The sequence below is a fragment of the Streptomyces lycii genome, from assembly GCF_009735685.1.
Taxonomy (GTDB): Bacteria; Actinomycetota; Actinomycetes; order Streptomycetales; family Streptomycetaceae; genus Streptomyces; species Streptomyces lycii.
Genome location: NZ_WHPN01000422.1, coordinates 53146 through 79788 on the forward strand (window position 1 = coordinate 53146; position 26643 = coordinate 79788).

The 26643-nt window shown below is 69.9% G+C and carries 18 protein-coding genes, 1 tRNA gene, 4 pseudogenes and 1 CRISPR repeat array; of the genes and pseudogenes, 13 read left to right on the forward strand and 10 right to left on the reverse strand.

The window, feature by feature from the left end; translation table 11 throughout:
* Nucleotides 1-64: 64 nt before the first annotated feature.
* Nucleotides 65-850, reverse strand: a complete 786-nt coding sequence (locus tag GCU69_RS30725) for a glycosyltransferase (protein WP_218038008.1) — start codon at nucleotides 848-850, stop codon at nucleotides 65-67.
* A 102-nt stretch (nucleotides 851-952) separates the two neighbouring features.
* Here GCU69_RS30725 and GCU69_RS30730 point away from each other — a divergent pair, with 102 nt between their 5' ends.
* Entirely contained in the window at nucleotides 953-1183 is a 231-nt protein-coding gene (locus GCU69_RS30730) for a hypothetical protein (RefSeq protein WP_156207836.1), read from the forward strand.
* An 86-nt stretch (nucleotides 1184-1269) separates the two neighbouring features.
* Here the strand turns inward: GCU69_RS30730 and GCU69_RS34230 are convergent, their stop codons facing one another.
* A complete protein-coding gene (locus GCU69_RS34230) occupies nucleotides 1270-1539 on the reverse strand; it encodes a hypothetical protein (protein ID WP_235978811.1) in 270 nt (89 codons plus the stop codon).
* Between the two features lie 183 nt (nucleotides 1540-1722).
* Between GCU69_RS34230 and GCU69_RS34895 the strand changes: the two genes are divergently transcribed.
* Nucleotides 1723-1950, forward strand: coding sequence for a GNAT family N-acetyltransferase (locus tag GCU69_RS34895; RefSeq protein WP_408055866.1), 228 nt, complete (start codon nucleotides 1723-1725; stop codon nucleotides 1948-1950).
* A 43-nt stretch (nucleotides 1951-1993) separates the two neighbouring features.
* Here GCU69_RS34895 and GCU69_RS30740 read toward each other — a convergent pair whose 3' ends face one another.
* Nucleotides 1994-3652: a glycoside hydrolase family 27 protein gene (locus tag GCU69_RS30740; RefSeq protein ID WP_156207838.1), complete on the reverse strand. Its 1659-nt coding sequence runs from the start codon at nucleotides 3650-3652 to the stop codon at nucleotides 1994-1996.
* 116 nt (nucleotides 3653-3768) lie between these two features.
* Nucleotides 3769-4905, reverse strand: a complete 1137-nt coding sequence (locus GCU69_RS30745) for an endo-1,4-beta-xylanase (RefSeq protein ID WP_156207839.1) — start codon at nucleotides 4903-4905, stop codon at nucleotides 3769-3771.
* Between the two features lie 805 nt (nucleotides 4906-5710).
* On the opposite strand from GCU69_RS30745, the gene GCU69_RS30750 reads away from it, so the two are divergent.
* Entirely contained in the window at nucleotides 5711-7096 is a 1386-nt protein-coding gene (locus tag GCU69_RS30750; RefSeq protein WP_218038009.1) for a glycoside hydrolase family 43 protein, read from the forward strand.
* Between the two features lie 1060 nt (nucleotides 7097-8156).
* Here the strand turns inward: GCU69_RS30750 and GCU69_RS34900 are convergent.
* Nucleotides 8157-8666 (reverse strand): DUF5958 family protein, encoded by a 510-nt coding sequence (locus GCU69_RS34900; RefSeq protein WP_363052573.1) that lies wholly within the window; start codon nucleotides 8664-8666, stop codon nucleotides 8157-8159.
* Nucleotides 8548-10032: pseudogene (locus GCU69_RS35000) on the reverse strand (polymorphic toxin-type HINT domain-containing protein); the annotation flags it as partial. The pseudogene GCU69_RS35000 and the gene GCU69_RS34900, both read right to left, overlap by 119 nt.
* A gap of 824 nt (nucleotides 10033-10856) precedes the next feature.
* Between GCU69_RS35000 and GCU69_RS34235 the strand changes: the two are divergent.
* The 4 genes and pseudogenes from GCU69_RS34235 to GCU69_RS33110 all read left to right on the forward strand — a co-directional run bounded on the left by GCU69_RS34235 (nucleotide 10857) and on the right by GCU69_RS33110 (nucleotide 14040).
* Nucleotides 10857-11048 (forward strand): hypothetical protein, encoded by a 192-nt coding sequence (locus GCU69_RS34235; protein WP_235978812.1) that lies wholly within the window; start codon nucleotides 10857-10859, stop codon nucleotides 11046-11048.
* Nucleotides 11045-11566 (forward strand): hypothetical protein, encoded by a 522-nt coding sequence (locus GCU69_RS34240; protein WP_235978813.1) that lies wholly within the window; start codon nucleotides 11045-11047, stop codon nucleotides 11564-11566. The genes GCU69_RS34235 and GCU69_RS34240 overlap by 4 nt, the downstream gene beginning before the upstream one ends.
* A gap of 62 nt (nucleotides 11567-11628) precedes the next feature.
* The gene (locus GCU69_RS30765) at nucleotides 11629-12513 is read left to right on the forward strand and encodes a hypothetical protein (RefSeq protein ID WP_143671256.1); all 885 of its coding nucleotides are present in this window, start codon (nucleotides 11629-11631) and stop codon (nucleotides 12511-12513) included.
* 654 nt (nucleotides 12514-13167) lie between these two features.
* Nucleotides 13168-14040: pseudogene (locus GCU69_RS33110) on the forward strand (integrase core domain-containing protein).
* A gap of 45 nt (nucleotides 14041-14085) precedes the next feature.
* Here GCU69_RS33110 and GCU69_RS30775 read toward each other — a convergent pair.
* A pseudogene (locus GCU69_RS30775) lies at nucleotides 14086-14843 on the reverse strand (IS5 family transposase); the annotation flags it as partial.
* A gap of 78 nt (nucleotides 14844-14921) precedes the next feature.
* Here GCU69_RS30775 and GCU69_RS30780 point away from each other — a divergent pair.
* Both GCU69_RS30780 and GCU69_RS30785 read left to right on the forward strand, forming a co-directional pair.
* On the forward strand, nucleotides 14922-15254 hold the full coding sequence (locus GCU69_RS30780; RefSeq protein WP_098755013.1) for a hypothetical protein: 333 nt from the start codon (nucleotides 14922-14924) through the stop codon (nucleotides 15252-15254).
* Nucleotides 15247-15828, forward strand: coding sequence for a hypothetical protein (locus GCU69_RS30785; RefSeq protein WP_156207841.1), 582 nt, complete (start codon nucleotides 15247-15249; stop codon nucleotides 15826-15828). Before GCU69_RS30780 ends, GCU69_RS30785 begins: the two co-directional genes overlap by 8 nt.
* 411 nt (nucleotides 15829-16239) lie before the next feature.
* Nucleotides 16240-16755: a CRISPR direct-repeat array (repeat unit 28 nt; unit sequence CTGCTCCCCGCACCCGCGGGGATGGTCC).
* Nucleotides 16756-17356: 601 nt separating this feature from the next.
* Here the strand turns inward: GCU69_RS30785 and GCU69_RS30790 are convergent.
* Nucleotides 17357-17433: transfer RNA gene (locus GCU69_RS30790), tRNA-Pro, on the reverse strand.
* A gap of 179 nt (nucleotides 17434-17612) precedes the next feature.
* Here GCU69_RS30790 and GCU69_RS30795 point away from each other — a divergent pair.
* From GCU69_RS30795 to GCU69_RS30805, 3 genes and pseudogenes are all read left to right on the forward strand, one after another.
* The gene (locus GCU69_RS30795) at nucleotides 17613-17903 is read left to right on the forward strand and encodes a YiaA/YiaB family inner membrane protein (protein ID WP_176604684.1); all 291 of its coding nucleotides are present in this window, start codon (nucleotides 17613-17615) and stop codon (nucleotides 17901-17903) included.
* Between the two features lie 239 nt (nucleotides 17904-18142).
* Nucleotides 18143-18853, forward strand: coding sequence for a transketolase (locus tag GCU69_RS30800; protein WP_098755479.1), 711 nt, complete (start codon nucleotides 18143-18145; stop codon nucleotides 18851-18853).
* A gap of 167 nt (nucleotides 18854-19020) precedes the next feature.
* Nucleotides 19021-19923, forward strand: a pseudogene (locus GCU69_RS30805) (transketolase family protein); the annotation flags it as partial.
* 578 nt (nucleotides 19924-20501) lie between these two features.
* On the opposite strand, the gene GCU69_RS30810 reads toward GCU69_RS30805, so the two are convergent.
* Nucleotides 20502-20864: an MmcQ/YjbR family DNA-binding protein gene (locus GCU69_RS30810; RefSeq protein WP_408055865.1), complete on the reverse strand. Its 363-nt coding sequence runs from the start codon at nucleotides 20862-20864 to the stop codon at nucleotides 20502-20504.
* An 803-nt stretch (nucleotides 20865-21667) separates the two neighbouring features.
* Nucleotides 21668-22606 carry an alpha/beta fold hydrolase gene (locus GCU69_RS30815; RefSeq protein WP_098754623.1) on the reverse strand — a complete coding sequence of 313 codons (939 nt, stop codon included), beginning with the start codon at nucleotides 22604-22606 and terminating at the stop codon, nucleotides 21668-21670.
* 645 nt (nucleotides 22607-23251) lie between these two features.
* Here GCU69_RS30815 and GCU69_RS30820 point away from each other — a divergent pair.
* A complete protein-coding gene (locus tag GCU69_RS30820; RefSeq protein WP_235978814.1) occupies nucleotides 23252-26629 on the forward strand; it encodes an amidohydrolase family protein in 3378 nt (1125 codons plus the stop codon).
* Nucleotides 26630-26643: the final 14 nt, after the last annotated feature.

Genomic DNA, 26643 nt, shown 5'->3' on the forward strand with positions numbered 1-26643 from the left:
GAACACCCGACCGCCTCGAGGGTTTCGTTCTCCGGTTCCGGAGAGCGGTCCGTCCGCAGGGGCGCTACACCACGCCCGCGACGGAGCGGCGAACGCGCACCCGGGCGGCGCCTCCGCGCACGTCGGAGGCCACGTCCTCGAACACGTCCAGCGCCGCGTCGAGATCGTGTGCCGCGGCCGCCTCCCGGCCGCCCGCGCCCATCCGCGCACGGGTCGCCGGATCGGCGAGCAGGTCGGCAAGCGCCGCGGCGAGCCCCGCCACGTCTCCGGGCCGGTACAGCAGGCCGTTGCGGCCGGGGTGGACGAGGTGCGGGAGTGCGACCGCTTCGGCGGCCACCACGCGCCGCCCGGCCGCCATCGCCTCGAGCATCACCAGACTCTGCAGCTCGGCGATGCCCGGCATGCAGAACACCGCGCGCCCCGGGAGCCCCGCGCGGGCGCCGAGGAGCTCGACGGCCCGGGGCGCGGGCGCGGTGACCACATCGGCCGGCTCGTGAACGCGGGCCAGGTCCCGCCAGGCCCACCGCGAGACCCGGTCGGTGAGCACGGCCGGCACCCGGGCGTACTGCAGCATGTTCTCCGGCATGAAGTGGTTCGTGGCGACGGTCGGGCACCCGGCCGCGGATGCGCCCGCGAGCAGACCGCGCCCGCCCTGGAAGTGCGACTGCACGTGCACCACGTCCGGGCGCACCGCCCGCAGCAGCCGCCGCGCCCCGGCGGCGGCCGGGCCGGGCAGGCAGGCGCGGAGCCGGCCCTGACCGGGGACGCGGCAGGACCGCAGCCGGCGCACCGCCTGCACACCGTTCCCCGGGACCGGGGACGAGGCCGCGCCGGCGTCGGACGGCGCCACGGCGTGCACCCCAGATCCAGCAGGGCGCGGTCGGTCCGCTGCTGCACCAGCTGCCGGGCGACGCGCGTGGGCACCTGCCGGATCAGGAACCCGGTGACCGGGATGACCACGGACATCGTGAGCAGGAAGCCCGCGGTGAGCCACTGCCCGACGCTCGCCTCGACCCGCAGGTCGGTCACGAGCACCGGAAGCGCGACGCCCATGATCGTCTCGTTGAGGAAGACGGCGAACGTGGAGACCAGCAGCACCCCGATCACGACGCGGTTGCGGGAACCGAGCTGTCCCGAGATGCCGGGACCGCCTTCGACGACAGCCGCCATGACCACTCCTTAACGATGTTCAGCTACGCCTCAGCCTGACTGAACATCGTTAAAGTGTCAATCGGCGGCTGACCCCGCGCTCACCCTTCCGGTAGCGGGTCACCATCGCGACCAGCTCGTCCTCGAACGTTTCGACGGGACGGTCCGCGGAGCGGCCATGAACGTGTGCGTGTTCATCTCCACGGTGAACAGGATGATCCCCGCGGCGACGCCGGGGTCGCCCACGCGGACGTCGGGGTGCTCGACGATGACGTCGCGGACCTGGGCCGTGCGCGACTTCCCGTGCCGGTCGATCGTGTCGAGCAGTTCCTGGGAGACCGGCGCCTCATCGCCCACATCGAGGACGGGCCCCTCATCGACGCCTTCCACCGCGGCTGCTCACCCACCGCGCTGCACCGGCGCTGGGGCCGCACCCGCATCCTGTACCGCGATATCGAGCGGCTACTCGCCCACTGCGACATCTGGATCAGCCTTGACCGCACACCAGCGAAGCCATCGCCCCGACCTGCACAGGACGGCTCGGCCGGGAACAAGGCGTGGTTGGCCGGCGGCGTGCAAGTCGCCGACACCCGCCAGCGCCGCGGCATCTGCACCGCGCTGGTCCACCATGCCGCCGAGAACGCCCGGGCCCAAGGCGCTCACACCCTCAGCGCGTACACCGAAGCGTCGAACACCCCGATGCTGCACCTCCTGCGCAATCTCGGGCCCTGCACCACACCTACGAGGGCACCCACATCGACGTCCGCAATTGAGGGCTTGCCCGCACCGCCGTGCTGCTGAGGGCGGCGCGGGCTCAGTCACCCGAAGCCTGGGTTGTCCGGGGTCACATGGGAGCCCTGCTCCACCGCTGGTTGGCCTGGCCGTTGCAGGCCCACAGGATGCCCGGCGTGCCGTTGGCGGTGCCCGCCTCGTCGACGTCCAGGCACAGGCCGGAGTGGTCGTTGCGGATCGTGCCGTCGGAGCCGAGGGTCCACCGCTGGTTGGCCTGGCCGTTGCAGGGCCAGGTGATCACCGGTGTGCCGTTCGCGGTGCCCTGGTCCATGGCGTCGAGGCACTTGTCGCCGAAGACGCGGATCTCGCCGTTCTCCCAGCTGGTCCACAGCTGGTTGGCCGCGGTGTGGCAATCCCAGACCAGGACGGTGGCGCCGGGGGCGGTCGAGGCGTTGTCGACGTCCAGGCACCGGCCCGAGGACTCACCGCGCCACCGGGAGGTCGTGTTCTGCAGCGGGGTGCCGCCCGTCACCCGGTAGACCGCGGTGCCGTGCGCGGGCACGTCCGCGGAGAGCTGGCCGCCGGTGCTGGATGTGGCGCCGGTCCACAGGTCGGTCAGGGTGAACGACGCGCCGGCCAAACCTGTTTCGGCTGCGGTGGTGCTGATCCTCGTGGTGGAGGCGCCGCGGTTGAGCAGGCCGACGGCGACGGAGCCGTCGGACAGCGGCTTGGCGAAGACCTCTGTGTTGCCGTCGTCCCGTACCCGCCGGCCGCCCGCACCGAGCGTGTCCTGGTTCACGGCGAGCAGGCGTTCGTTGCGCAGGACGGCGCTGACGTCGGCGGACATGGTGCGGATGTCGTTGCCCGCCATCAGCGGCGCGCCCATCAGGGCCCACAGCGCGAAGTGCGACCGCGATTCGGTCAGGGTGAGGCCGGGCCTGCCGACCACCAGCATGTCCGGGTCGTTCCAGTGACCGGGCCCGGCCTGTGCGGCCAGCGGCGCGGTCACGTCGAGGACGTTGCCCACCCCCATCGGGTAGCTGTTCACGTTGTCGCTCTGCCAGATGTCCAGCAGGTCCTCGGTAGTGCGCCACATGTCGGCGACCTCCCCCCAGTTGTACTTGTCGCCGGTGGGGGCGTGGTAGCTGTTGGAGTTGATGCTGTAGACGATGTCCCGTCCCGTGGCGCGCAGCGCGTCCCGCATGATGGAGAACCGGGCGATCTGCTCGTCGCGGGTACCGGCACCGGAACACCAGTCGTACTTGAGGTAGTCGACTCCCCAGGAGGCGAAGGTCCGGGCGTCCTGCGTTTCGTGGCCCATGCTGCCGGTGGAACCGGGAAACGTGCCGCCGCCTTGGGCGCAGGTGCGTTCGGTCGGCACCTGGTAGATGCCGAACTTCAGCCCGCGGCTGTGAATGTAGTCGCCCAGCGCCTTCATGCCGCTGGGAAATTTCTCCGGGTGCGCACGGAGGGAGCCGTCGGCGGCCCGCTCGGGGTCGAACCAGCAGTCGTCGACCACCACGTACTCATACCCGGCGTCCCGCATTCCCGAGCTCACCATCGTGTCCGCCGCATCACGGATCACCTGTTCGTTGACACCGTTGCAGCCGAAGCTGTTCCAGCTGTTCCACCCCAACGGTGGGGTGAGTGCCGGACTGCCAGGGGCGGCCTCGGCCCGGTCGGGCTGGGGTGGCGTCGCGCCGAGCAGGGTCAGTGCGACGGCCGACGCCACGAGTAAGCGCGGTAGGTGTCGAAGAGATCGCAGCTTCATGAGCGTTCCTTCTGTGGGGGTCGTGGGGTGCACATGGGCGCGCGTGCCCGAGGGCGGGGCGCCGCGGAGTTCTCGCGGGGCGCCCCGCCCCCCGGGAGGGGCCGGAGCTGAGACGATCAGGCCGTCCGGTCGGCTGCGCGGACGTTCTCCCGCCAGGCGGCCGGGTGGTGGGCCTCTGCGGCGGTGTTGCCGCTGTTGCCGCTGTTGCCGCTGTAACTGTTGGTTGCGGCAGAATTCAGGGCGTCGAGGACCGCGTAGTAGGCCTCCTTCTTGTTGTAGTTGGTGTCGAAGAGCAGAGGTGTGTCATCCCCGCGCCAGGAGTGCGCGTCAGTGAAGCCCCAGATCGTGATGCCGTTGCAGCGGGAGACAGCTACGCACGCCTGGGTGACGGTGCGGTAGGCATTGGCCTGGGCGCTGCCGGAGCCGCCGATGTCCAGCTCGGTGATCTGCACGTCGATGCCGAGGTCGGCGAAGCGCTGCAGGTTCTGCCGGTACGTACTGAGATCGGAGTTGGAGTCCAGGTGGCTCTGGAAGCCGACGCAGTCGATCGGCACCCCGCGGGAGCGGAAATCCTGGACCATGCGGTAGATGGCGTCGCTCTTGGCGTTGATGCCGTCGGTGCCGTAGTCGTTGTAGCAGAGCTTGGCGTTCGGGTCGGCGGAGTCGGCGGCGCGAAACGCCTCCTCGATCCAGCCGTTGCCGAGCTGCTGCTGAAGGTTGGACTGGCGGCGGCTGCCGTCCCACTCGAACGCCTCGTTGACCACGTCCCAGGAGTGGATCTGACCGCGGTAGTGGCCGGCGACTCCGGAGATGTGGTCCAGCATCGCCTGCCGCAGGCTGTCGCCGGTCAGGCCCTGGACCCAGCCGGGCTGCTGGGCGTGCCAGACCAGGGTGTGGCCACGGACGGACATGCCCCGGCTCCGGGCGTGTTCGACGATGCGGTCACCGCCGCTGAAGTTGAACTGGCCCCGGTTGGGCTCGGTGGCGTCCCACTTCATCACGTTCTCGGCGACCACGCTGTTGAACTCCCGGTTCAGCGTGCTGCCGTAGGCCGAATCGTCGAGCAGCTCCGGCACCACGGCTGTGCCGTAGTACCGGCCGCTCTCTGCGGCGGCGGCGCCGAGCGTGTCGGCTGCGTGAGCGGTGCCCGAGAGGGCCACGACGCCTGCCGTCGCCAGCACGGCGGTCACAGCGACGGCGACCGTCGAACGGCGACGACGGCGCCGGCCGGGAGCAGGGGGGCTGCTGTGCATGCGGGTTACCTCTTTCCCTGTAGTGGGGGGGTCAGGCCGGCAACGTGATCGACAGAGTGCGCCGCGGCAGCCGGCTTTCTGAAGGGGTGGTCAGGCCGGGAGAAGCGGCGTCGAATGCGGCTCCCGCCGCGAAGAGGCCCGGGCCGGGCGGCGGAGTACGCACCGGTCATCGGGCCGCGCCGCGGGCGCTGGTTCTCCTCCCGGTTGAGGCCGTGGCGGCGATCAGGCGGTCGAGGCCGAGGCGCACCTCGGAGCGAAAGCGAACACGGGACAACTTTCCGGCGGCTCTGTCGGTAGGGATCACCACGGCACTCCTTCGCCCCCAGGAGTGCGGCAACCAGCCCGTGCGTGGAAGGCCTTACCGACCGAAACGGATGGTTCGTGTGCTTGTCGTGCACGATCCGCGGCCGAGTGCAGATCGCCGCCACCATGTTGTCCGATATGCCGAACGTTGACTGACTGGTCAGACAACGAGAGAGCATAGACATCTGGAGCCGTCAGTCAACCGTGGAGCGAGGCCGTGTTCGGGAGGGGGCTTTGCTCGCCTCTGATCCGCGCGGCCGGTGCCAAGTAGCCGCATGCGCGGGGGTGTTGACATGTAACCCCCTCACCCTGGGATCGTGTCTGTCCGAGGAATCGTTCGATGTTCGTGATATCGAACGAGCGTCATGAGCGCGACGTGTTGAAACCGCGACGACAGCTGCGAGGGCTCGCGTTCCACCGGGCCGGGGCCACCGGCGACTGCCTGCCTCCAAGCTGCCACGGGCACGCACCCCGACCGACTCAGAACAAGGAGTGAACGCGTGTGACGGCGAGCAAAGTCAGGAAATCAGTGCCCTGGCGCGTCGTTGCCTGGACGGTGAGTCTGCTGTGCGTCCTGGTGGTCTTCCAGCCGCCGGTGGCCAGGGCGGACAATCCGATCGTCCAGACCATCCACACGGCCGACCCGGCGCCCCTGGTCCACAACGACCGGGTGTACCTCTACACCGGGCATGACGAGGACGGCTCGACGTGGTTCACCATGAAGGAGTGGCGCGTCTACTCGTCCACGGACATGGTGAACTGGACGGACCACGGCTCCCCCATGAATCTTGAGACCTTCAGCTGGGCTAGCGCGGACGCCTGGGCAGGGCACGTAGCCGAACGGAACGGGAAGTTCTATTGGTACGTTCCGGTGACGAACCGGGAGACCGGCCGGATGGCCATCGGAGTGGCGGTGGGGGACAGTCCCACAGGGCCCTTCCGGGACGCGCTCGGGCATCCGCTGGTGGAAAACGGCGAGATCGATCCCGCGGTGTTCATCGACGACGACGGTCAGGCGTACCTGTACTGGGGTAATCCGAATCTGTGGTACGTGAAGCTGAACGCCGACATGACCTCCTATTCGGGCAGTCCGACGCAGATACCCCTCACCACGGAGGGATTCGGGGCCCGTCCCGGGGACTCGGAGCGTCCAACCCTCTATGAGGAGGGGCCGTGGGTCTACAAGCGCAACAGCCTGTATTACATGGTGTTTGCGGCACAGTGCTGCTCCGAGTTCATCGCCTACTCGACCGCGCCCACCGCCACGGGTCCGTGGACCTACCGAGGGACGATTATGCCCACGCAGGGCGCGAGCTTCACCAACCATGCGGGAGTCATCGACTACAAGGGCAACTCCTATTTCTTCTACCACAATGGCGCGTTGCCCGGCGGCGGAGGGTTCACCCGGTCGGTCGCCGTCGAGAAATTCACCTACAACGCCGACGGCACCTTTCCGCTCATCAACATGACCACCGACGGAGCGCCCCAGGTGGGCACTCTGGATCCCTATGTCCGCCAGGAGGCCGAGACGATCGCGTGGGGAACCGGTATCGAGACGGAGCCTTCCGGAGAAGGCGGGATGGGCGTGGGATGGATCGAGAACGGGGACTGGATCAAGGTCAAAGGCGCAGACTTCGGTTCCGGCGCAAAATCATTCACCGCCAGAGTTGCCTCGGCGACCAGCGGCGGCAGCATCGAGATTCGCCTCGATGAGGTGAACGGGCCGGTCGCGGGAGAGTGCGAGGTCCCCGGGACCGGGGGCTGGCAGACCTGGATTGCCGTTTCCTGCCCGGTGAACGGTGCAACAGGGACCAGCGACGTGTACTTCAGGTATTCCGGCGGGAGCGGCTACCTGTTCAACATGAACTGGTGGCAGTTCTCAGCCTGAGAGGGTTTCGCGGGCCGGCTTCGGAGATGATCCGGCCGGCTTCGGCGGGGATGTCGTCCGGAGTGAAGATGACAGGCCGGATACGGCGCGGTCGCGGTGGGAGTGCCCCGTCTGCGGGTCAACGCCAAGGGCTTGACCCTGCCTTACCCCAGGCTGAGGAGAAGGCTGCGTCGGAAACGACCCGGGTGGCGTGCAGGAATCGGCGCATGAGTGGCAACTCCCGGGGCCCGGCGCCCCGTCACATGGGGAGCAGGGCCGGTGCTCCCAGTCGGGGAAACCGGGTCGGGAGCGGGCAAGGGGTCTTGGGCTGTTCGCCGGCCGGGCCGGGCCGGCACGGGTGGGTGATCGCGGGGGCGGACGGTTGACGACAGCGCCCAGTGGCGCGGTAGGGCGCGGAACGTCGACCGGATCGGGTGACGGACGAACCGGGCATGGTTGACCCGTCTGCGAGGTGGGAGCACGCGGGCTCCCAGAGGGCTCCCCGTCACTCCCACCTCCGGAACGGCAAAAGCCGTTCCCGCTACCCGCGGAAACGGCCTCCGACCTGCGGTGATGCTGGTCGGGACGACCGACCCCTTGACCCCCAGCACCGGCTCCAGCGTTCACATAAGGATGTGAAGGACCGCAACGGGACAGGCTGAACGGTCAAGCGCGGTTGCGTGAACTTCGAGGCCCCTCCTCTCCCCACAGCACCGGGGCCGAGAGCGCAAGGAACGTGAGGTAGCGGGGATGGCGCAGAAGGACAGCGGCGACGTCTTCACCAGTCCCGACAGCGCTCACGGCCGGCGTCTACGCCCACGCCCGCCTCCCGCCTTCAGCGCCAAGCGATCGACACCCTCAACAACGCCCTCTGCCTCGGCAACGAGCGGCCCTGGCGACCAACCCACCCCGGCAGTTGTCCGCTGACGTTGCCGTCACCGTTGCCGTCAATCGACCGGGAGCCCCCACCAAGCACTCGCCTGGTGAGGCTCCCACTTTGTACGCCGTCCAGAATTCAGGTAGTCGTAGTGACCGGTACTTGATGGCGCTACCGAGAGGCCGCACGGCCCGCCGATCACTCCTATGTCAAGTTATGCCAAGCATGGCTGCAACTGCCTCGACACTCCAGCTCTCTCCGCCGCGTATCCGCCACGACGAAAGTGGAAAGGAGGACGCGGAATGCCATCACGTATTCAGCTTGAGGAAGATTGATAATCTTTCCCATTTGCTGGAGTAGCGGTTCCCTGACAATCAGAACAGCGGGATTTGCAGTCGGCTTTACTCCGGATCGCGTAACGCCCTCTCGGCCGTCCTCCGCCGTTGCGTGGGCCTGCATGGAGTGGCGAACCACTTCATGCAGTACCGCCTTTTGCTCGACCTGTTCCAGGGAAGAGAACCAGCTCACCCCCTGCTCCAAACCAAGGAGGCCCTGTGCAACCTCGTTGATGATTCGCTCCGACGCTTTCAATTGATCACCGGATCCGGGGCTCGAATATGACATAGGGCTTGCTCGGGTCCAATTCTGCATAGTCTGGCCGACTTGGATTGTAATTCTGCCAGAAGTCGCGCCCTCGGCCACTTCCTTCACCATCCCCGGTTCCCCTTGGCAGGGAACTCTGCTGACTATGCCGAGACCTCGACGGGCCAGACAAAATGTAATCCCAGTCCGATGCCGAGTTAGCACTTCCGTTCGCGCGGCTTCCAACTACGATGACCGGCTGCCCGGCCTTATCGGCAGCATTTTGGATACGCCGCGCATCGTTCGGGCTGATCCCCGCTTGTGACGCAGTTCTGAACCCCTGTTCACACAGGCCGTTCGAATTGTGCACGAGGACCGGAGTCTTGCCCGCCCGGACATAGTACGTGTGCAGGTCGGCGACCGTCAGGTTCCGTACTGATGTCCACTCGCTCCACTGCCTGACCGCAGTGACCTCCAGGAGCCGCCCTGTCTCGGAGCGGAGTTCCTGCCCAGTTTTCAGGCTACCCGCCTCCACCCAGGACTTCAGGGAGGGAACCCAGAACGGGTGGCCGTCAGTGGCGGTGATGGTGTCGGCCTTGGTGCCCTTGTCCCCGTCGATGTCCAAGGTGAGCTCGACCAGGCTCTTGACGCTCTCGCCGGCGATCTCGGCTGTGACGGTCTTTCCCGCGGTCTTGCCCGTGCGCGGGTCGGTTGCCAGGACCTTGTCGCCGACCTCGACGTCCGCGATCTCCTTGTAGGTGCCGTCCGCCATGAGGACCGCGGTCTGGGGAAGGAAGCTGTTGCACCCCGAGGAAGAACGGCCTTTTCCGCGGCCGGTCGGACGGTGGGAGAGCAGGGCGCCTGCCAGGCCGGGTAGCTGGTAGGTGGCGCTGTCGACGTTGAAACCCTGCTCGCCGATCCAGTCATCGAACTGTGAGCCGTAGTCGCACCCAGAGCTGCCGGGGCCGCCTGAGCGGCAGTCGGCGTCGAAGGGCCAGGCGAAGTACTCGGCTGCGTGAGGGACGTTGCTGACCGTGCCGTAGAAGGCGTCACCGACGCCGTAAATCACCTTCTGGACCGGGTTGCGTTCTTCTTCTTTCACCGACACCGATGTCGACCATCCGGAGTAGCCGCTCTGTCGGTTGAAGGAGAGGTAACTGGTTTGCGTGTAGGTCTTGGACCCGGACTTCTTGCTGGTGGTTCGAGAGGAGGACCAGCCCCAGGACCAGCCGTTGCGGGAGGGAGTCCAGGTCTCCCATTTGGGGTTTTTCTTCGAGCCGACGTTGCAGGCTCCGGAGCCGCCGCAGGACCCGTCGGGGCGCAGGCCGGTGGGGTCGGAGAGGGTGACCGGGTTGTTGTTGCCGTAGGTGTAGCCGTGCATCTGTTGGGGGTCGGCCAGGTCCATCACCGGGTCGACGGAGATGAAGCGGCCGAGGGCGGGGTCGTATTCGCGGGCGCCGAGGTGTTGGAGGCCAGTGGTCTCACTGTCGTCTCTGCCATCAGCCGGTCTGGTGATCACCGGCATCCTGGATGCCGATACGCCCTCGGCGACTACACACGGTCACCGGCAGGCTGGGCTCCACGGAGAACTGGCGACAGATGAATACGCGAGCCCACCAGTATCGTCCGCCTACCCCCTACGGATCAGCTGGCTCCTAGAGCTCCAGACAGCCCGTCCCGAGCTCGCTGAGCGTCTGCAAGTTGCTCCCTCACTCTGTCGACGACCTTCGGATCACCCGATGCACCTCGTTCGGCGAGTGCCTTCGTGCAGGTGAGTGTGTAGTGGTCGAGTGCTGCACGCACCACGTCCTGGTGTTCGTTAAGGAACCGTTCCGCGGGAGTCATGCGGAAAGCCTAATGTGACTCTTGGTCGCTCTGGTCACGTTCCGAGGGAATGCCGGGAGTGCCCCGTCTCACTCAAACCAGTCGCCCCAGCTCTGGGCCCTCCCGCCGACTAACTTCGCTGAGACAGGTCGTCTGTGGCAAGGAGTTCCTTGGCAACCGTCGTCCGCCTCAAGACCGTCACCGGAGCGGCGACCGTGCGCACCGCCGCCGACCGGGTATCTCGATTCCATCACCGTGGCGAACACTCGCCCGGAGCCACACCACGGCACTCGGCAAGGTCGTCCCCGAGCTCGGCGAAGGCCGGCCGTTGTCCGCCCTCGCCGACGACGAGATCGGCCAGGCGCTCGAACAACTTTGGGGAACGGCGGCCGCCAGCACCTGGAACTCTAGGCGCGGCGCGGCGCGGTCGGTGGCTGGCTCGCCTGGTGCCACGACACGGGCCTGCAGCCGCCGCACATCCCGGCCTGGTGCAAGCGGATGCCCGACCCAGGCTGGGGCACCCCGGTCCGCCCCAAGACTGCCCTCGACCGCCTGATCGCGCGGCGTGATGTCGCCGTGCGCGAGAAGGTCGTCTACGGGATGCTCTACGAGACCGTCGCCCGCGCCGACGAGCTGCTCGGCGTGAACATCGAGGACCTCAACCTCGCTACCCGCGCCAGTGCCCGGTGAAGGCCAAGGGCGCCAAGGCCGTCCGCCGCCGTGGCCAGTCCCGTGAGGACTACGCGACGGAGACGATCTACTGGGACGCTGGCACCGCCCGGCTCCTTCCGCGCCTGATCGGCGAGCGGACCCGCGGACCGCTGCTCGTGACCCACCGCAAGCCCGGTCCAGGCAAAGTCCTCACCCCGCGCGACGTCTGCCCCGACACCGGCCTGGCCCGCCTCTCCTACAGCCAGCTGCGCGCCCTACTGGACCGGCACACCTACGGCGGCGGTGAGGAGGGCACCGGCTGGGACCCGCACGAGTGCCGGCACTCGGGCCTGACCCACCTCGGCGAGCAGGGCGTCTCCCTGCTGCTGTTCATGGCGAAGTCGAAGACAAGTCCGTCAGCGCCGCCCGGAAGTACTTCAAGCCCGGCGCGGCCGCGCTCGCCGAGGTCACCAGCCTGCTCGCCGCCAGCGACCGCTGAACCGCGACGCGGCGGCGCCATGGGCTGCACAGCCTGCGGCATTGCCGCAGGTCGGTAAACGCGGGCAGGTCGGTAAACGCGGTCTGTCGGGAAGCCGGTTGAGATCTCTAGGCTCGGCCCATGTCGAAGCAGCAGCGGGGCAAGAAGCACCGGACACCACAGAAGCGGGTCTCCCGTCCCTCCGTACCGCATCCGCGCAGGGCGGCTCCGGCACTGCCGGGGAGCATGGATCACATGGCGCGGATGCTGGAGCACGCCAAGCCGGACCAGGTCGTGGAACTGGTGCTGCCCTTCCTGTGGGCGGCCCTCTCCGACGGTCGCGCGCCGGCGAACATCTGCGTCGATGCGTGCCTGACGCTGCGGAACGCCTACGGCCAGCTGGGAGTGCGGGCCGAACTGTTGCCGGTCACCGTGGCCATCCGGAAGAAGGACGGCGCCGGAACTCTCTATGGCTCGCTCACGCCGAGCTGGACGGGAACCTCGTGGAACGGGCACTGCGCCCTGGTGCTCCCCGGCTCCGAGCGGTTCGTGGACCCCACGATCGAGCAGTTTGACGAGGTCCGGGAGATCGGTATGGGCCCGATGGTCGGCAAGGTGGCCATGTCGACCCGCGAAGACGGCTCGCTGGTGGAGCCGGGGGCGCAGGTGATGCTGCAACGCGGTGACCTGGTGCTGACGTACACCGTTGCCGGCCCCAAGGCCCTGGCCTCCATCGTGGAACACCCGGAGGCGATCGCCCACGCCGACGGTCACCGGCGTACCGGAGTGAACACCGCCTCCCTCGCGTTGGCTGCCCTGCGCGCCGAGGGCGTACGCGGCCGGGCAATGCAGGCCCCTCACCCGAGGCTGCACGCCCTGCTGCGAGCTGTTGGAGACGCCCCGTACCAGTCGGACGAGGCGCAGGACGTGCGGTTTCGGCTGCCGGATCAGAGCGGCCAGGAACAGTGGCTGCGGCTGGACGAGATCCCGCTGCCGCCGAGCACTCCGGCCGCCTGGCCACGCTGAGCCGGGGCCTACCAATCCGCAACGGCCTGTTTGTCGGCACCCCCCGCACCGGACCGCAGCGTTGCCAGTTCTCATCGACAGGACCATCCCCACGGGCGCGGGGAGCAGTCTGTTCCCCGCTGGGCCGGTCGAACCAACCGGGGACCATCCCCGCGGGCGCGGGGATGGTCCCGAAGCCCCCTCACACCCCCTCCCGGAACCCGTCTGCTCCCCCGCACCCGCGGGGATGGCCCCTCCTGGACCGCAGCCCGAACCCCACCGACGACCTGCTCCGCCACCAGAGCCCGTCCAGGACCTACCGTCGATCTCTCGGCGGCCGACCCGTCTTTGGTATCGGCGGCAAGCAGCTGGCCGAACAGGCCGGCTTGGCCCAGCCGGGCCCGATGCAGCGGCTGCTGCGCTACGCCCGCTGGGACGCCGACCCGGCGGCGTTCGGGATCGGTGCACCAGGACTGTTCGGGCTCGGTCGGTCCAGAGGCGGCCTGACTGGCAGGTAGAGGCGGCGGTCGATCAGGGCCCGTCCCCCCGGACATCGGCGTTGTCCATGCCGATGTCCTTGTCCCGGTCGGTCATTGGGGGCAGGCGCAGCATCGTGAAGGCGTTCGTCACGCCCACGCGCTCCTGAACGGCCTCCCGAAGAATGTTCTTCGGCGTATGCGGCTGCTGGTGCGACCTGACACGGTCCTGCGCTGGCACCGTGACCTGGTCGCGCGCCGGCACGCCACCCGGTCCCGACCCCTTCGAGAAGGCCGACCGCGGACCGTCCGCTCCATCCGAGCCCTCGTCCTGCGCCTGGCCCGAGAGAACCCCACTTGGGGATATCGGCGCCTCAACGGAAACTGCTTGTACTCGGAGTGAAAGTAGCCGCGTCAACCGTCTGGGAAATACTGAAGGACGCCGGCATCCCACCCGCCCCCGAGCGGGCGTCGAGCACGTGGGCGGACTTCCTACGCTCCCAAAGCGACGCCTTCCTGGCCTGCGATTTCTTCGAAACCGTCACCCTGTCAGGAGCCCGACTCTACGTATTCGCGGTGATCGAACACGCAAGCCGCCGCATCCGCATTCTGGGCACCACCGCGCATCCCAACGCGCCCTGGGCAACGCAGACAGCAAGACCTCGTCATGGACCTTGAAGACCGCTGCAGCCGAGCGCGGTTCCTGATCCGGGACAGGGACGGCAAGTTCCCTGCCCTGTTCGACGCCATTCTCGCCGACGCCGGCATAGAGGTGGTCCTCAGCGGCGTACGCATACCGCGTGTGAACGCGACCATGGAACGCTGGGTGGAGACCTGCCGACGAGAACTGCTGGACCGCACCCTCGTCTGGAACCACCGGCACCTTCTCCACGCTCTCCGCGAGTTCGAGCAGTTCTACAACGAGCATCGGCCGCATCAGGGCATCGCCAACTCCCGCCCACTGCACACCCTCCCCGCACCCATCACCGATCCCGAGCAGATCAACCGCCTCGACATACGAAGACGCGACCGCCTGGGCGGCATCCTCCACGAGTACCAACATGCAGCCTGACCTGCACGGATGATCTTTTCGGCAAGGACAGCGTTTTGCCAGCTTCTTGTAGCAGGTGAGAGCGGCTGCGGGGCCGAGGAAGGCGAGGAAGTGTGAGCCCTTCCGCTCGTATCGGACGGTGAGGCGGCGGTAGCCGACAGCCAGGCGATCGACCTTCCGGTCTTCCAGCGGTGCCGGCCGAGCCGTTCGCTCGACTCGATGCCCCGGGCGGGCGATACGCGAAATGAGGCCGCGTTCGCGCAGCCAGGCGAGGTGGTCGGCGGAGAAGTACGCCTTGTCGGCGCGAAGCTTGCCGGGGCGGCGTCGGCGTGGTCCGCGGCGGGAGCGGATGGCGGGTATCCCGCGGATCAGTGGCTTGAGGGCGAGGCTGTCGTGAGTGTTCGCCGCGGACACAGCGACGGCCAGCGGGATGCCCTGGGCCTCGGACAGCACGTGCAGTCTGCTGCCCTTCTTGCCGCGATAGACCGGGGTCGGCCCGGTCAGCGAGCCCCCCTTTTCACCCGCACCGACGCCGCGTCGACGATCGCGGAGTTCCAGTCCAGCTCGCCTCGGGCGCCGAGTTCGTCCAGGACCGCCCGGTGCAGCCGCCGCCACAGCCCCGCTCTCGTCCACACAATGAACCGGCGGTGCGCGGTGGCGGGCGAGACGCCGAACGTCTCCGGTAGATGCCGCCAGGAACATCCGCTGGTCAGGACGTACACCACCGCCGTGAGCACAGCCCGCTCGTCTCGCGGAGTAGTCCCGCCGCCTTGCGGACGGGACTTGAACGACGGCCCCACCGCCGGCGTCGCTTGTCCAACCACCCGTCAGGTTGGAAACGGCTTCTTGTATGTGCAGAGATGCGAGAGACAGCCAACACGCACTGGCAATAGTCTCGACCCATGGCGACCTTCAACCAGCAGAACCAGACCGTTTACGGCGGCCAGAACAACGCCGAGACCATCAATCAGGTCCAGTACAGGACAGAACGCATCACTCTGGAAGCAGCTCGTGAACAGCTGGACGAGGTCATCGATGTCGCGTGCGCAGAGGACTCCCAGCTTGACCAACTAGGGCGAGACGAGCTAATTGCGGCCCGTCAAGACCTGGAGACAGGCGACACCGCTACCGCAACGCGGCGCCTTGAGCGTGCACGTGCTTGGCTCGCAGATTCTGTTGGGTTGGCGACACTGGCAGCAACCGTCGGCCAGATTGTCGGGGGCTTGAGTGGCTGAAGCTAGTTTCAATCAGAGCCGACAAAGCGTCACAGGAAACCAATACAACGCTGAGCATATTGTTTTCGGGGCGACAGGCGGACTGGATAGGGTCCGCAATGAGCTGGTCCTTGATATATACGCAGAGGGGAATACCCTACTGGACGACTTCTGTCGCACCGTAAGAGAGGTGCCGGTTCTTCATCTCGCCGACTGGTCAAAGAAAGTCGAATACCCTAAAGAATTCGAGTCGCGGTGCGATTCACTGCTGCGCCTACTGCTGAAGGCCAAGGCGCTCGGCGTTCAGACACGCGACTCCCCGCTAGATGATGTCCTCTCGATCCTACTCTCCTGGATCAGGAGCATAAGAAAATTTATCGCTGGTGATCCGACTATTCAGCGAGCAACCGCAATGGAGGCGATCTTGGTGTACATGCATTCCTCGGAACATGAAGGAGATGCGCCTTCAACCGGGGATCTAGTGGAATTGATGGCGGGGGACAAGATTCTATTGGGGTATAGCAATGTGGTACTCAGGAAATCAGTAACAGACGCCCTAGACATGCTGCGACATGCTGAATTTGGCGTCTGGTGACGCCATCGCAGACCTGACGACGGCCGACCGGTACATCGAGATGGCGTCGCGCCCCCGAACCGGCCCTGCTCGATCTAGCCGCGCTCGCGATCTGTGGGGGAGTGAAGCGGTAGGCAGCGGTTGTCAGTGCCGTATGGGGTGGTGCGTTTCAGACCTGCCTATGGGAAGAACCATAAGTACTTCGGACCGTCGTTCGTACATTAATTGTGATGTTGGTTAGCCGTCTGTGATCAGGCCGACGTCGGCCGGACTTCTGTCGGCCAGGTCCGAGCGGTACTGGATCTGTGCAAATCCCCGACGAGCCTGGTTCGCCTGCCCGGTCTCGCCGGGGATCACTCTTTCCGGTGGGGGCCATCCCCGCGGGTGCGGGGAGCAGAAATTGGTCGCGGCGTTCGTATCGCGCCAGCAGGGACCATCCCCGCGCCCGCGGGGATGGTCCCTCGCGGTTCGGCACCGGGATGCGCGCGGAGATCTGCTCCCCGCACCCGCGGGGATGGCCCTCCGCGCGGTGTGCGCGAACCGTGCGGCGGTAGCTGCTCCCCGCACCCGCGGGGATGGTCCCGCGTTGAGCTTCTCGGGGCGGAGGATCGCCTTCTGCTCCCCGCACCCGCGGGGATGGTCCCACCACGAGGCGGCCCATGCGGTGGTGCGGGAACTGCTCCCCGCACCCGCGGGGATGGTCCCTCCTCCGGGCTCATGGCGTTGCGGATCGCGGTCTGCTCCCCGCACCCGCGGGGATGGTCCTCGCCCGCTTGGCAGCGGCCTGCGCCTGCTTCGCTGCTCCCCGCACCCGCGGGGATGGTCCCGACGCCCAGGCCGAACCCAAGGTGCGCGGGCTCTGCTCCCCGCACCCGCAGGGATGGTCCCGTCAACTCCTCTACAGGTGGTGGAGGAGGCAACTGCTCCCCGCACCCGCAGGGATGGTCCCGGCGTCCGGCCATCACGCCGCCCCTGGGACCTGGGACAGACACCTCTCCCACAGGGCACCGCGCCTTCGTTGCACCCCACAGCCCCAGCCATAAGAGGTTCACCGGAACGCTGAACTGCCGGATACGGCGCGGTCGCCGGTGGGAGTGCCCCGTCTGCGGGTCAACGCCAAGGGGCTTGACCCCGCCTTGACCCAGGCTGAGGAGAAGGCTGCGTCGGAAACGACCCGGGTGGCGTGCAGGAATCGGCGCATGAGTGGCAACTCCCGGGGCCCGGCGCCCCGTCGCATGGGGAGCAGGGCCGGTGCTCCCAGTCGGGGAAACCGGGTCGGGAGCGGGCAAGGGGTCTTTGGCTGTTCGCCGGCCGGGCCAGGCCGGCACGGGTGGGTGATCGCGGGGTCGGACGGTTGACGACAGCGCCCAGTGGCGCGGTAGGGCGCGGAACGCCGACCGGATCGGGTGACGGACGAATCGGGCGTCGTTGACCCGTCTGCGAGGTGGGAGCACGAGGGCTCCCAGAGGGCTCCCCGTCGCTCCCAGCCCGGGAACGGCAAAGGCCGTTCCCGCTACCCACGGAAACGGCCTACGACCTGCGAAAACGCTGGTCGGGACGACAGGATTTGAACCTGCGACCCCTTGACCCCCAGTCAAGTGCGCTACCAAGCTGCGCCACGTCCCGGTGCCCGTGCGGCCTGGGGTTTCCCCCTCGCCGACCGCGCAGAAAGAACAATACCGCACCCGGCGGAGTGCTCGCAGACACCCCTTCCCGGTGCTTTTCCCGGCCGGCCCGCGGGAGGGGCGGCGCGGTTGAGTACGGCTACTCATGCGCGGTACGTGCTCGCGGGCCACGCTACGTGCATGAGTACACCGATCCAGCGGCCCACGACCATGGCGTTCTTCGTGCAGGCCGCCGTCTCCTTCGGCATTTCGCTCGTCGCGATGGCCTATGGCATCACCCAGTTGCCCCTCGGCACCTGGGAGCGGGGGTTTCTCGCGCTGGGGCTGATCTTCGTCGTGACGTCCACGTTCACGCTCGCCAAGTGCGTGCGCGACCGGCAGGAGGTCGAGGAGGTGACCAACCGGGTGGACAAGGCCCGGCTCGACAAGCTGATCTCCGAGCACGACCCCTTCGAGGTCAAGGCCCTGTAAACCCTGCAACAGAGAGACGGCCCGGGTTTCTGCCACCCCCGCCCGGGCCCCGCACCAGCACCCGGCTCCACCGCCGGACCCAGCGCCAGCGCCCACCGCCCGGCCGGGTACACCACGCACCCGCCCCGCGCCCGTCGGCCCGCCCCGGCGACCCTCGCGCCACCCCCGGCCCCCCGTGCCCACGCGGCCCCAGCATCACCCCTTGACCTCAACTTTGCTTGAGGTTGCAGGCTTCTCGCATGACCTCCACAACGACCGACCTCCGGTACGGATACACCGACCTGCCGCACCTCATGAGCCTCATGACCGGCGACGAGAAGCACGGGCCGGCTGCCACCTCGACCCTCGACGCTCTGTGGGTCCTGTACGACCGGGTACTGCGGGTCTCCCCCGCCACCGCCCACGCCCCCGGGCGCGACCGGTTTCTGCTCTCCAAGGGGCACGGCCCGATGGCGTACTACGCCGTACTCGCCGCCAAGGGCTTCTTCCCCGTCTCGCTGCTCCCCGGCTTCGGATCGTACGACTCCCCGCTGGGCCACCACCCGGACCGCATGCTCGTTCCCGGAGCCGAAATCGGCAGCGGCTCGCTCGGGCACGGGCTCCCGATCGCCGTCGGCACGGCGCTCGGGCTGCGCGCCCAGGGGTACGGCGACGCCCGGGTGTGGGTCCTCGTCGGCGACGCCGAGCTGGACGAGGGCAGCAACCACGAAGCGCTCGCCTACGCCGGCGCGGCCGGTCTCTCGCAGCTGCACACGCTCATCGTCGACAACCGCTCCGCCACGCACGGCCGGCCCGGGGGCATCGCCTCCCGCTTCGAGGCCGCCGGCTGGTCCACCGTCACCGTCGACGGCCGCGACCACGACGCCCTCCATGCCGCCTTCACCGCTCCGCACCCCGGGCGCCCGCACGCCGTCATCGCCCGCGTCGAGCCCAAGTCGCCCCCGGTCTGAGTCCTCCCCCTCCCTCCGGCTCTCACCGGCTCACCGGTTCAGTCCCGTTCCCGCTTCCCCTTCTTCCTCCTCTCCCCCTCCCTCTCTTCCCTCCCCTCCCGCTCCCTTCCCCCGGGCCCCGACCGCCGAGCCCTCCCCACCGAACGATGAAGTTGGAGTTTCCTGTCATGGACACCATGCGCGAGCGTTTCACCGCCTCCGTCTCCCGGCTGCTCGACGCGGACCCTCGGCTCGCCGTCGTGCTCGCCGAGATCAGCGCCGACGGCTTCCGCGAGGCGGCCCGGCGGCACCCCGACCGTGTGATCAACGTCGGCATCCGCGAACAGCTGCTGGTCGGCGCGGGCGCCGGGCTCGCCCTCACCGGGATGCGGCCGGTCATGCACACCTTCGCCAGCTTCCTCGTCGAGCGTCCCTTCGAGCAGGTGAAGCTCGACTTCGGCCACCAGGGCGTCGGCGGCGTGCTGGTCAGCGCCGGGGGCTCGTACGACTGGCCGGCCGGCGGCTTCACGCACATGGCTCCCGGTGACGTGGCCCTGCTCGACACCCTCGACGGCTGGACCGTCCACGTGCCCGGCCACGCCGACGAGGCCGAGACCCTGCTGCGGCAGGCCGCCGCCGGCCACGACAAGGTCTACGTCCGCCTGTCCCTCCAGGCCAACGCAGCGCCCCGGCCCGTGACCGGGCCCGGTTTCCTCACGGTGCGCGAGGGGCGCGACGGGGTCGTCGTCGCTGTCGGGCCGATGCTCGACAACGTCCTCGCCGCCGTCGAGGGCCTGGACGTCACCGTGCTGTACGCCACCACGGTGCGGCCCTTCGACGGCGCAGCCCTCCGCGCCGCCGCCGACCGGGCGAGCCTTCCCGGTGGCGCCTCCGACGTCGTACTCGTCGAGCCCTACCTGGCCGGTACCTCCTCGGCCGCCGCCGGTGACGCGCTCTCCGACCGTCCGCACCGGGTGCTCGGACTCGGCACGGCCCGGCGCGAGCTGCGCCGCTACGGAACCATGGACGAGCACCTGACCGCCCACGGCCTGGACCCGCACTCCCTCCGGGCCCGCATCGCGGACTTCCTCACCCGGCTCACCCGGACCTCCGGCGCCGAGACCGGTACGGGTCCCGGTTCCGGTTCCGGTACGAATGCCGGTGCCGGAGCCGGTACGGAAGCCGGTGTCCCTACAGGTGCCCGTTCCGGTGCTGGTGCCGGCGGCACCCGTACGGAAGCGGCGGCCGCCGGCTGAGGGCAGCCGGGCAGCCGGGCAGTCGGGGCCGCGGGCGCCGTCACAGTCGTAGGCACCGGACGCCCGAGGGCGCCCCCGACCACCCCCGGCCCCCGGTTGCCCACCGCTCTACCGCTTTACTGCTCAACCGCGGCACAGGGACCCCTGCCCGGGCCGCCCCGGCAGTGCTCCGGCCGAACAGGGCTCCGGGCCCCCGTTCTGCCGCGCCCCCGGACCTGGCCACACCGCTCACCTGCGGCGGCCGCCCGGGCCGGGGAGACCGGACGCGCCTCCGCCGGGTCCGCGAGGGAAAGGCGCGCCTCCCCTCGCGGTCCGGGCCACCGGCCGGTTGTCCGCCCGGGCTTCCGAAGCGGGGCACCGGACGAGCCACCGCCCGGGCCCGGTCGTCCGCCGGACCTCGCCAGGTCCTGCCTTCAGCCCGTCGGCAGGTCCAGGACGTCCCGGTGTTCCTCCGCGAGGCGGCGCGGCGCGGCCTGCCGCCAGGAGTCCGCGAGGATCGCCCGCAGTTCCTGCTCGTCCTCCACCGCCGCGAGCCGCACCCGCAGCCAGGCGTAGTGGTCGTCGTGCCCTTCCTTGAGGAAGAACTTGTCCGGCTCCGAGGCGATCAACTCCACCCGGTCCTCGATCGGGCACTTCACCCCGATCGACGCGTCGTCGTCCGCCAGCGAGACGAAGATCTTGTTCCGGACGCGGAAGGTCGGCATGCCCCAGGCGAGCTTCTCCTCGGTCTCGGGGAGGGAGAGGGCGATGCGGCGGACGTCGGCGGCAGTGGCCATGGACAGGGCTCCCATCGGGATCGGGACGACCTCACGCCACCCGGAACGACGCTGTATCGAATTCCGACCCGGACTCCCGACCCCGACCACCGGCCGGGCTCCGCCCGAGGCCAGGGCTCCGGCTCCGGACTTCCATCCGGCTTGGTCCCGAACCGGTCGCGTGCCGGCCCACCGTCCGGCCGTGTACCGGCCGGCGCGCGGTCGCTCCTGTACGGCGCGCTGCCCGCTCGCGTACCGGCAAGCTGTTCGGTCGCGTACCAGCACGCTGTTCGGCCGAGCACGGGCTCGGTTCGGTTCGGTTCGGTTCGGTTCGGTCGTACAAGGGCTTCGGTTCAGTCGTGCACGGGTCTTGTTCGTCGTCCAAGGGTCTTGTTCGTCGTCTACGGGTCTCGTTCGGTCGTCTACGGGCCTGCGGTTCGGTCGTGTACGCGTTGTCGCCGACCGTAGCCGCCGGGTCCGACAATCGCCCGGGCACCGGTCCCTCGCCCCGTCCGCCCGGCACGGCCGCCACAGCCCTCCTGCCCCGCGTCCTCCCCCTGCCGGGACGCGGTGCCCACCGCCACAGGCACCGTCCTGCCCCGCAACGCCCCCCGGCCAGCGGCCCCCTCCTGCCCAGTAGCGCCCCTCGGCCAGCGCCGCCCTCCGGTCGGCGGCCCCCTGAGCCCCGGCCTCCCGCTCCGACCCGGAAGCCCCTTTCCCCGGAAGTACCCTCCGGTCAGAGCACCGCTCCCGCCGAGCAGTGCCCTTCCGCCCGCCAGCGCCCCTCCCGCCCGGCAGCATCCCTCCCGCTCGCCGGCGCCTCCTCAGAAGCGCCCGTCCAGCCACGCCAGCAGGTCCGCGGAGACCTCGTCCCGGTTCGTCTCGTTCAGGATCTCGTGCCGCGCCCCCTCGTACCCCTTCCAGGTGAGGTCCCGGGTGCCGAGATGGCGGAAGTCCTCCAGCAACTCGTACACCAGCGTCATCCGCTGGTTGCACGGGTCCTCCGTGCCGACCGCGATGTGCACCGGCAGCCCGGCCGGGACACGGGCCAGTTGGCGCGGGTCGTTGATCTTCCGCACCGCCTCCACCCAGTCGAGTGACAGCCCCGTGCTGAACGGGAAACCGCACCGCTCGTCCGCCACGTACCGGTCGACCTCCGCCTCGTCGCGGGAGAGCCACTCGAAGCCGGTCCGGTGCTCGTACGGGTCGTTGAACGACGCGAAGAGGTCCGGTACGAAGCTGCAGATCGCGGTGCGGCCGCGTTCCGCGATCTGCCGTTCCAGTCCGGACAGCGACAGCTCCGTCTCCGCACCCGGCAGCGAGCGGAACACCCCCGAGAGGATCAGGCCGCTGAGTTCGGCCCCGTACTCCTGGGCGCAGTCGCGGGCCAGCATCGCTCCCATGCTGTGGCCCAGCAGCACCAGGGGCGCGCCGTCGTTCTCCGCCCGCGCCCGGTCGCCGATGGCCCGCAGGTCCTCGACCATCGCCCGCCAGCCGTGGTCGCCGACGACGCCGTAACCGCCGGTCGAGGCCGCCGTCGCGCCGTGCCCGCGGTGGTCGGAGGCGACGACGGCGTAACCGTGGCCGGTGAGGAAGCGGGCGAACCGGTCGTAGCGCAGACCGTGCTCGGCCGCCCCGTGCGCGATCTGCACGACCGCGCGCGGCCGTCCTGACTCCGGCAGCCATGTGTACGTGGCGACGCGCGCGCCGTCCGGGGCCTCCAGGTGGTCGGTGCGGCAGGTGCTGCCGGTGTGTTCCGTCATGCGGGTCGGCTCCTGTGTCGGATGGTCGATGTGCCGGATGGTCGATGTGCCGGATGGGCGATGTGCCGGGCGGGCGATGTGCTGAGGGTGCGAGGCACGCAGGCGCGACATGCGGTGTACGGGTCGTGCGAGTACGGGTTGTGCGAGTACGGGTCGTGCGGGGTGGCCCGCGCCCGCGCGGCGCGGGCGCCGGTCTCCCGGGGCCTTCCTGTCCCGACCGTCACTCTCCCCAGCAGCGGTGCGCACATGCCTGTGCCTTCCCGTGCCTTCCTGTGCCGTGGCTGTGCCCGCCCGTGCCCCGCACCGCGCCATGCCTGTCCCCTGCGCCTCCCCTCCGCCTCCCGTTCGTCTTCCTTGCGTCTCCCGTGCGCCTCCCCCTGCTTCGTCCGTTTCGTCTTCTCTTCCTTTCTTCCTTTCGCATCCCGTCGCATCGCATCCCGTCACATCGCGCCCCGTCGCATCGCATCCCGTCACATCGCGCCCCCGTCCCGTCGCAGGCCCCCGCCGTCCCGACACGCCCCCGCGGCACCGCCGCGGTGTTGACCCCGCGCGCCGGACCCGTGCGACGATCGGGCGTTCCCTCCTGCCACTCCTGACTCGTGCCAGTCCTGAACCCCGTTCAGTCCCGTGCCCCCGGGAGGCCCGTTGGACACCGTCGGAACACCTCACCCCCCGGCCGCCCCGGACGGCGGAACCGGCGCGGCACCCGCGCCCGTCTCCCGTCGCCGTTTCCTGCGGACCGCCGCCGGCACCGCGGCCGCCGGCACCGCCGCCTCCGGGCTGCTGCCCCTCCTCCCCGGCGCACCGGCCGCCGCCGCCCCCGCGCGCCGCGTCCCGCTGTCCCTCACCGCCGCCACCAACGGTTCCGCGACCCTCTCCCCCGCCGGCGACCGGCTCGTCGCCGAGGTTCAGAACACCCTGTGGTCGCTGCCCTCCGGCGGCGGCACCGCCGAGCCGCTCACCCCGCCCGACCTCGAGCCCACCCGTCCGGTGTTCTCCCCCGACGGCGAGCTGCTCGCCCTGTGCGCGTACCGGGGCGGCGGCTTTCACCTGTGGGTGATGCGTCCCGACGGTTCCGGTCTGCGGCAGCTCACCGACGGCCCCTGGGACGACCGCGCGCCGTCCTGGTCCCCCGACGGCAGGCGCCTCGCGTTCGCCTCCGAGCGCGGCGGCGACCCGGTGGGCGGCAGTCCGTACCGGGTGTGGACCGTGGACGTGGCCTCCGGCGACGTCACCCGGGTCACCGGACGGGAGGGGCAGGACGGGCCGGGGCAGGAGGGCGCCTGGGAGGACTTCGACCCGGTGTGGTCGCCGGACGGGCGGCGCATCTGGTTCGTCCGCGCGCCGCTGGCCGAAGGCGCGCTCGACGCCCGTACGGTCGCCTCCGTGCCGGCCGACGGCTCCGGTCCGGTGGCCACCGAGCACACCGGCACCGCGCAGTTGATGACCCCGGCCGTGTCACCGTCCGGGCGGCTGGCGTATCTGCGCACGACCGCCGCTCCGAACGCCTCCTGCACGCTCGTCGTGGACGGCGAGCCCGTACCGCTCGACGGCGACGTGGCGCCCGTGCCGCCGCGCTGGACCGTCGGTGCGGGCGCGGACGGCGCCGAGGAGCTGCTGCTGAACGTCGGGGGCCGGTTCCGGCTGGTGCGCCCCGGCGCGCCGGGCGCGGGCCGCGAGATCCCGTTCGCCGCCACCCTCCCCGTCGACCGGCCGCGCTACCGCGTCAAGGAGTACGACTTCGACGGCCGCCGTGTCCGCCCGGTGCGCGGCATCCAGCTGCCCGCGCTGTCGCCGGACGGCGAGCAGGTCGCCTTCGCCGCGCTCAACGCCCTCTGGGTCTGCGGCACCTCCGGCGGCGGCCCGCCGCGCAAGCTCGTCCAGGCCGGCCCGACCCGTTTCCTCCTCGGCCCGTCCTGGGCGCCCGACGGCGCGTCGCTGCTGTACGCGGACGACCGCGAGGGGCTGTACGCGGTGCGCCGCCATGTGCTGCGCACCGGCGAGGAGTCCGTGCTCGCCCGCGGCGGCCGGGTGCATCCGGCGCTCTCGCCCGACGGCGAGCGGCTGGCGTGCCTGGACATGGCCGGGAATCTCGTGGTGCGTGAGCTGGCGTCCGGCGCCGAGCGCACGCTCGCCGCGCCGCTCGGCGGCGGAGGGCTGCCCGGCAGGCCCAGCTGGTCGCCGGACGGCCGCTTTCTGGCGTTCTGCGACCGCAACCGGCTGAACCGGCGCTTCCGCGAGGGCTACAACCTCGTACGGGTCGTCGACACCCGCGCCGGGAAAGCCGGAGGGAGCGGGGCGACCGGAGAGACATCCGGTACATCTCGTACATCCGGGACAGCCGAGGCCGGGGAGACCGCGAACGCCGGGGAGACCGGAGAGACCGGCGCCTCCCGCCCGGACCGCCCGGCGGACCGGCTGTACGCCGTCGCGCCGCACGTCTCCGTCTCCGACCGCTACGACTCCGGCCCCGTCTGGTCCCCGGACGGCCGTTCGATGGCGGTGATCGTCGAATCGGCGCTGTGGCTGCTGCCCGTGGCCGCCGACGGCTCCCCGGACGGCGAGCCCCGGCGGCTCACCGACGAGCCCGCCGACCACCCCACCTGGTCCGGGGACGCACGCCACCTGCTCTATCTCTCCGGCGGGCGGCTGCGGCTGCTGGACGTGCGCGGCGGCGCGCCCCGCACGGTGCGTGTGCCGCTGGAGTACCGCCGGCCGTCACCGGAGGACACCGTCGTGCACGCCGGGCGGCTCTGGGACGGCACCGGCGACACGGTCCGGGAGGACGCCGACCTCGTGGTCCGCCGCGGCCGGATCGCCGCCGTGGAGCCGCACCGCCCGGGCCGGAGGGCGCGCCGCGCGGTCGACGCCTCGGAACGGACCGTGCTGCCGGGGCTGTGGGACGCCCACACCCATCCGTGGCAGTCCACCTACGGCGGGCGGCAGACCGTCACCCAGCTCGCGTACGGCATCACCACCGCGGTCTCCTTCGGCGGCTTCGCCTACGAACAGGCCCATCTGCGCGAGGCCGTCGCGGCCGGCCGGCTCGCCGGGCCGCGGCTGCTGACCACCGGCGAGCTGCTGGACGGCGCACGCGTCGCCTACAGCATGGGCCGCGGCCACCGCACCCGGGACGGGCTGCGCCGCTCCCTGGAGCGGGGCGAGGCGCTCGGCTGGGACTTCGTCAAGACGTACGTCCGCGCGCCGGGCTGGGTGATGGCGGAGGCGGCGCGCTTCGCGCACGAGCGGCTGGGTGTGCGCTCCGGCAGCCATCTGTGCACGCCCGGCGTGCAGCTCGGGCAGGACCTGACGACGCATCTCCAGGCGACGCAGCGGCTGGAGTACGGCCGTGCCACCTCGGCCGCCGGCTACGCGTACGGCGATGTCGAGGAGATCTACACGGCCGCCGGTTTCCATCTGATCGCGACTCCCTTCAACGCGGCGTATCTGGTCGGCGCCGAGCCGTCGCTCGCTGCCGACCCGCGGGTGACGGCCCTGATGCCGCCGTGGGACACCGCCGCCGTCGAGGAGTTGGCGGCCCGGCCGCCGAGCGAGGCGCAGCTGACCACCATGGACCGCGAGTCGGCGGTCTACCGGCGGGTGCTGGAGGGCGGCGGCCTGGTCGCCCTGGGCACGGACTCCCCGCTGCTGCCGGTCGGCATCCATCTGCACATGGGGCTGCGCGCGCTGCGCCGGGCCGGGCTGTCGGCGGTGCAGGCGCTGCGGACGGCCACGGTGCTGCCCGCGCGGGTGTTCGGCGCGGAGCGGGACCTGGGCACGCTGGAGGCGGGGAAGCTCGCCGATGTGACGGTGGTGGACGGCGACCCGTTCACGGACTTCGGCACGCTGGTGCGGACGGTGTCGGTGCTGCGCGGCGGGGTGCCGTACGAGCAGGAGGAGCTGATCGGCGAGTTCCCCGCGGCTCCGGCCCGCGCTGACGGCGGCCGTTCCCGGAGCGGCTGGCGGGCGGTGGGCGAACAGCTGCGCCGGGACGGCTGCTGCGAGCCCGCCCCGCACCTGTGACGCCGCGGTAGGTG